The 6,778-nt window shown below is 30.5% G+C and carries 7 protein-coding genes; 1 reads left to right on the top strand and 6 read right to left on the bottom strand.

What is annotated here, in order from left to right; genetic code table 11:
- Positions 1 to 209 precede the first annotated feature (209 nt).
- Positions 210 to 1,814 (top strand): CTP synthase, encoded by a 1,605-nt coding sequence (locus ABMA45_RS05460; protein ID WP_022088876.1) that lies wholly within the window; start codon positions 210 to 212, stop codon positions 1,812 to 1,814.
- Positions 1,815 to 1,841: 27 nt separating this feature from the next.
- On the opposite strand, the gene ABMA45_RS05455 is transcribed toward ABMA45_RS05460, so the two are convergent.
- From ABMA45_RS05455 to ABMA45_RS05430, 6 genes are all read right to left on the bottom strand, one after another.
- Entirely contained in the window at positions 1,842 to 2,360 is a 519-nt protein-coding gene (locus ABMA45_RS05455) for a VanZ family protein (protein WP_022088875.1), read from the bottom strand.
- Between the two features lie 119 nt (positions 2,361 to 2,479).
- Complete coding sequence (locus tag ABMA45_RS05450) at positions 2,480 to 2,806, bottom strand: hypothetical protein (protein ID WP_022088874.1); 327 nt, start codon at positions 2,804 to 2,806, stop codon at positions 2,480 to 2,482.
- 574 nt (positions 2,807 to 3,380) lie between these two features.
- Positions 3,381 to 3,794, bottom strand: coding sequence for an NUDIX hydrolase (locus ABMA45_RS05445; RefSeq protein ID WP_348029927.1), 414 nt, complete (start codon positions 3,792 to 3,794; stop codon positions 3,381 to 3,383).
- Between the two features lie 132 nt (positions 3,795 to 3,926).
- Complete coding sequence (locus ABMA45_RS05440) at positions 3,927 to 5,273, bottom strand: ATP-binding protein (RefSeq protein ID WP_022088872.1); 1,347 nt, start codon at positions 5,271 to 5,273, stop codon at positions 3,927 to 3,929.
- 285 nt (positions 5,274 to 5,558) lie between these two features.
- The gene (locus ABMA45_RS05435) at positions 5,559 to 5,732 is read right to left on the bottom strand and encodes a hypothetical protein (RefSeq protein WP_022088871.1); all 174 of its coding nucleotides are present in this window, start codon (positions 5,730 to 5,732) and stop codon (positions 5,559 to 5,561) included.
- An 18-nt stretch (positions 5,733 to 5,750) separates the two neighbouring features.
- A complete protein-coding gene (locus ABMA45_RS05430; RefSeq protein ID WP_022088870.1) occupies positions 5,751 to 6,701 on the bottom strand; it encodes a class I SAM-dependent methyltransferase in 951 nt (316 codons plus the stop codon).
- Between the last annotated feature and the right edge of the window lie 77 nt (positions 6,702 to 6,778).

The following is a 6,778-nucleotide window of genomic DNA, read 5'->3' as shown; positions in this document are numbered from 1 at the left end:
TTCAAAAATTCATTTTTTTTAAATTTTTATAGTATTGCTTGTTTATATGTAGTATATTTTAATCGTGTTTGTTTTTTTAGAAAATGAACATTTTAATATAATAAATAGGTACAACAAAACACTTTCAGAAATATTGTTTTAATTATTTTTCGGACTTAAATATATTTGATAAAATCAATTTTTTCTGATTGAATTATAGGAGGAAAATTATGTCAGTAAAATACGTATTTGTAACCGGTGGTGTTGTATCCGGCCTTGGAAAAGGAATTACGGCTGCTTCCCTTGGCAGACTTCTTAAGGCTCGTGGATACAAAGTAACAATGCAAAAATTTGATCCATATATAAATATCGATCCCGGTACTATGAATCCAATCCAGCACGGCGAAGTTTTCGTAACTGATGACGGTGCTGAAACAGACCTTGATTTAGGTCATTATGAAAGATTTATCGACGAAAGTCTTACAAAAAATTCAAATGTAACAACCGGTAAAGTTTACTGGTCTGTTCTTACTAAAGAACGTCGTGGCGACTTTGGTGGGGGAACTGTTCAGGTTATTCCTCATATCACAAATGAAATCAAAAGCCGTTTTCACAGAAGTTTAAATGAAGAAACTGAAATCGCAATCATTGAAGTAGGTGGAACAGTTGGTGATATTGAATCACAGCCATATATCGAAGCAATCAGACAGTTCCAGCATGATGTTGGACATGAAAACTGCATTCTTATTCATGTTGCATTAATGGTTTATCTCCCTGCATCTGAGGAAATGAAGACAAAACCAATTCAGATGAGTGTTAAAGAATTACAAAGACTTGGTATTCAGCCGGACATCGTTGTATGCCGTACAGAATTTGAAATTGATGATATTTTAAAAGATAAAATCAGTCTTTTCTGTAACGTGCCTGCAAGCCATGTTGTACAAAATTTAACTGTAGACATGCTTTATGAAGCACCTCTTGCAATGGAGAAAGAACATCTGGCTGAAATTGTATGCGAAAGTTTAAATCTTGATTGTCCTGAACCTGACTTAGATGATTGGAAAGCAATGGTTAAATCAGCAAAGAATCCTACAAAAGAGGTTACTGTTGCTTTAGTTGGAAAATATATTGCATTACACGATGCTTACATCAGCGTTGTTGAATCATTAAAGCATGCCGGATATGCTGCTAACGCAAGTGTAAATATCAAATGGGTTGACTCAGAAACTGTAACAGATGAAAATGCTGCTGAAGTATTTGGCGATGTTTCAGGAATCCTTGTTCCGGGTGGATTTGGAAGCCGTGGTATTGAAGGGAAAATTTCTGCTATCCGTTATGCACGTGAAAACAACATTCCATTCCTTGGTCTTTGCCTTGGTATGCAATTATCAATTGTTGAATTTGCAAGACATGTTGTAGGATTTAGAGATGCACATAGTGTTGAACTTAATTCAGCAACTACTCATCCTGTAATTTCTCTTATGGCTGATCAGGAAGGTGTTGATAATATCGGTGGAACATTAAGGCTTGGTTCTTACCCATGTAAATTAGCTAAAGACAGTTTAGCATACAAATTATATAAAGAAGAATTAATCCACGAACGTCATCGTCATCGTTATGAAGTTAACAATGACTATCGAAAGGACTTAACAAACAACGGAATGATGCTTTCAGGTATTTCTCCTGACGGAAGAATTGTTGAAATGGTAGAAATTCCATCTCATCCATTTTTCATTGCTACTCAGGCACATCCTGAATTTAAGAGCAGACCTAACAGACCTCATCCATTATTCCTTGGATTTGTTAACGCATCACTCGATAATCAGAACAAATAAATATAAACTAAAAACAGGGAAAAGCTTTCAATTGAAAGCTTTTCCCTGTTTTTTATTAACTATTGCATAAACTCCATATCCGATTACGCCACCAAGTGTATTTGCCAATATATCATTTATTTCAAAAAATCTTCCTGAAAACATTTGCAATACTTCTATTGCTATTGAAAAAAACATTATCCCTAAGATTATTTTTAACGGAGATAATTTGAATACAAATGGAATCAAAGCACCCAATGGAACAAATAATCCAATATTTAATAGTAGCATCATCCATTCCCCTCTACCTGACGGTAAATAGAAACCTATAGAACCTACAGACTCTTTAAACCACTGTAGATTAAATTGCATTCCAATAATTCCTGTTATTTCCAATATTGTCCAAATGTATACCAGACACAAATACTCTACTATACACTTTGATTTCTTTACTTTCTTTCTCTTTCCCAATTTAGTTGATATAAGTATTATGACGGCATAAATAACTGCTGCCGGAATTAGTGCCATAATCATATAGGATATGGCTGTTATTATGTGTGTTTTCATTTAATTCCTCCCTCTAATTATTCTTAATTTCAGTCACATTCCAATAGGTGTGTAATCCATTATTAAAAACAGATGCACCTCTAGGCACCTGATAAATAGTATTATATATATTATAGTAATCACCAACTCCGGTTATCACTGATATACTGCCAACTATCAATAATCTCATGAGTGAATAGACTAATTATTATAATAAACCCACTAACAACCATCGAAAAAATCAGTTTCATTTTAAGATGGTTCTGTAATTTCATTAATGTGTCGTATAATGCAAATCCTGCTATAGCAATTACTCCCATTACCATCGGCAATGAAATTATAGTTGCTTTAAGCATGAATTTATTTATATTTTCCGGTTCTTTAAATCTAACACTTGTATCTAAGATTTCATTTTTTTGAAGTTGTTTCTCATTCTCATAAATTCCCCTAAACTTTATGTTATACATTCTGTCTCCTTTGCAATAATGTTGTTTCCATAAAGTACATTTCTAAAAAACAATACTTAAATGTCGCATGATTTGCTATCTGCTACAGTTCTTTTAAAAATCTAAATTTCGTATAATAATACTTTTAACTTTTCTTTTACTGGAAATAAAATCTGATACATATATTTATTAGAATTACTAAAATATATTTTAGATAATCATTTTCATGACCTCCCCCTTAATATTTAACCAATACATCAGTAAATTATATATTATTTTACATAATATTACAATATTTATCCACCATTGCACCCTTGAAGAAATGATTAAAATAAAAATACTCAAGTATTAAATTATACGAAAAAAGCGATACACCACGAAAATGCAGACTTTTCAGTTTCATTACTTTCGTGGTGTATCGCCTTTATTCTTAATCCATATTTATTTAAAAATTGTAATAGTAAACCTTTATGTGTCAAAATACTCTTTCTTTACAAACTCTCACATACTACGTCTTGCCATCTTTATTATGTCGAATACACTAAATATATTACACATTCACAGATAAAACATCTGAAATTTATCACTATATTAATCATTTCAACAGTTCGCCTTTAAGCGTTTGAATATGTCGAACAATATGTCCAATATTTCCCTCTCCCGCATATTGTGTTTCATCAAAAAAATTATTATCTAATGTAGACCAAAACAATTTGTTTTCTGTGCCCTTAACATCTATTATTTTATTTAACTTCCCAACATAAACTTCAAGGTAACAGTTTTCAACATAATATGTAAAATCCATCATATGTAAAAGCGTAATATCATCTTTTGTTATGGTTGTTTCTTCTTCAAGTTCTCTATATGCAGCGTCAAGTCCATTTTCGTTTTTTTCTATTTTTCCACCCACAAAATTCGCTAATCCCTTATATGGCTCTTTTTTTCTTTTACACATCAATATTTTATCTGCATTTTCATTATATACTACTATTATATTATATCCTCTCATATTTTCACTCTCATAAAATTTATTTTCATTATATAAACAACACAATTTACTCATTTAATTATTAAATAATAATAAATCAAACTCTTTTATCTATACGAATAAGTAAACTCACTATAACTGTTCCCTACTTATTTATTTGAAAATATCCTGCTTATCCATATATCTTTTTAATAAGAATATGCAAAAATACGGAAACGTAATTATATTGTTATTAATTCCAATATTACCTGTAGTAAATTTTATTCCATGCTTAATATCTGAATATTTTTCGCTATTAATTAATTGTCCTAATGATTTTGACCTGTTATTATTTGCCTTCACTTCAATTGGTATAAGTTCATTTGCACTGCGAATAAAGAAATCCTCTTCTAAAGAAGAATTTTCTTTTTTGTAATAATATAATCCATAACCTTGTTTTATCAATGCTTCGGCAGCAAAATTTTCATATAAAGCGCCCTTATAAATTCCCATATTTTTATTTGCACGTAAATCTATTTGAGACTCATCATCAAGATTTGAAATTAAAATTCCTGTGTCTGCCATATAAACTTTAAATTTACTATCATCTATATTTCCTTTTAATGGCAACTCTGCAAATCCCAAACAATAACAAACATTAACAAGTCCTGCATTTTTTAACCATTCCACACATCCCATATATTCTTTTGCCCGTCCACCTTTGGATACTTTTGAGTATTGGAATTTTCTATTTTCTTTTGCCAATTGAGCAGGTATTGATTGATAAACGCTTAATATTTTAGCCTTATCCAATCCTTCAGCATATTTTACAATATCATTTTCGTAGTCATTATTTAGTTGTCGTTGCAAAGCTAATGAGCCTTCAAATGTACCTTTTTCAATATACGTCGATACTATATTAGGCATACCACCTAATATGCAGTACTCCAAAAATAAATTGGAATAAACCTGATATTCTATTTCAGTAAAAGCTTTTTCTTTAAGCATATGAGATAGCATATCTGATATGTCTTTATCAGAATATCCTTTTGCCCATAAAAATTCTTCAAAATCCATGGAAAACATTTGATAATCTGTTTTATATCCCACACTAATACTTGCTATACGATGATACTGAACTCCCAATAATGACCCTGAACATATAACGTCATACTTACCATTTTCTTTAAAAAATTTTAGCGCTGTTGCTATTTCAGGAAAATCTTGAATCTCATCAAAAAAAATAAGTGTTTCGTTCTCTTTAAATTGTTTTGTGGGGTCTATTCTACTTATTAACCTTACAATTGATTCAACCGCAAATCCCTCTTCTATAATTGATTTGTATTTTGGTTCTGTAATAAAATTTATTTCTATTATATTTTTGTAATTACTCTTTGCAAATCTTCTAATTGTCTCGGTTTTTCCTACCTGTCTTGCCCCCTTTATTATTAATGGATATCTATCTGAATTATTTTTCCATTCCTGCAAATAATAATCAGCTTTTCTTTTAAGATAAGTCATATTTCGCTCCTCCAAAACCTTCTTATATAATACCAATTCCAGCAATCCCTAACTATGATGACTACGGATTGTTCCGTGTTATGCGCTTGCACAATCCTACCCTGACATCATATATTATACACTATTTTACATTTTTATGAGCGATTATTTTAATTTTTTTACATTTTTATGAGGGAACTTTTCATCACTCTCAACACTTTTATGATGGAACTTTTTATCAATTCCAACACTTTTATGAGGATATTTATTTTTTCAAATATAGATATGCCATCATCCTATAGTACTTTACTCAATAATTTCATATTGTAACATCTCATATTTAAGATTTGTGCCTTCATTTATTCCCTCTGGTAGTAAAGCTCTTGCTACCAACTTTATATTTTCACTTTCAATATCTGTTCTTTTTAAATTTGCATAGTCTCCATCAATGCTGACTACCGTATAGTAAAAAGTTTGCATTACAATTCTCCTTAAAAATTAATTTACCTTTAATATATCCACAATATGATTTGATGCACCTATCAAGTCCATTCTTTCACAGGTTATTAAATGATATTGAATAAATTTTTTATATTCTTCTTCTGAAAAATTATCAATAACATTACTCATATAAGTTGCCGCTCCATCTGTTGCAACTATCTTTTCTCTTGTCACATTTTGGCTGAAATTCACTTCATCAATATCTTCTATTCTAACCAAATCAAAGATTTCTTCGATATCTGATTTAAATTTATAATCAGGAGTTATTTTATCTAAATATTCCATGATATGTTTTTGTTCAAATAAATATTGAAGTACTGTTGCTTCATTTAAAACATATGCGACAAAAATATATCCACCTTTTTTAGTAACACGTACAGCCTGTTCTAAAACCTTCTTTTTATCTTCCATAGTAAACATATGGTACATTGGTCCTAAAACTAATGTCACATCAAATTGTCCCTCTGAGAATTTTGAAAGATTAAGCGCATCGCCTTGCTCTGCACATATATTCATCTCATTTGTTATTTTAGATTTTAATATTTCGACATTATGTTCTACATATTCTATCGCATTAACATTATATCCTTTTTCTGCATAATACAGCGAATATCTACCTGTACCTGCCCCTACTTCCAAAATACAATCTCCGTCCTTTAATATATTATCTATGTATTTTGTTGTTGTAATAAATTCTATATTTCCTACTCTATCTGCTAATCTTTTCTCTTCATCGCAGACATCTGTGTAAAATTGATTTAACATTTGTTCTCTATTCATTTTACTACTTCTCCCATTGCTCATGTCTCTATTTTTTCTATTAAGTCCAACTGCAATACCTCCTGCAAGGCCTGCAGATGCAATTGCAATAGTTAAAGAACTACCATCAATTGCTGTACTTTCATCTTGTGATATTTCACAAAATTCATTTGTCAAAACTTTTTCCATTTTTAATCTCCTTTTTCATTTTATTTACACTTGTTCGAAAAAGTGATATTCTTATCCTAGGTACTTTTTCGAAAGTG

Source organism: Eubacterium sp. CAG:156 (genome assembly GCF_000434315.1).
Taxonomy (GTDB): Bacteria; Bacillota; Clostridia; order Lachnospirales; family Lachnospiraceae; genus Eubacterium_U; species Eubacterium_U album.
Note: the sequence above shows the minus strand (reverse complement) of the source record. Positions and strands in the feature narration are given on the sequence as shown.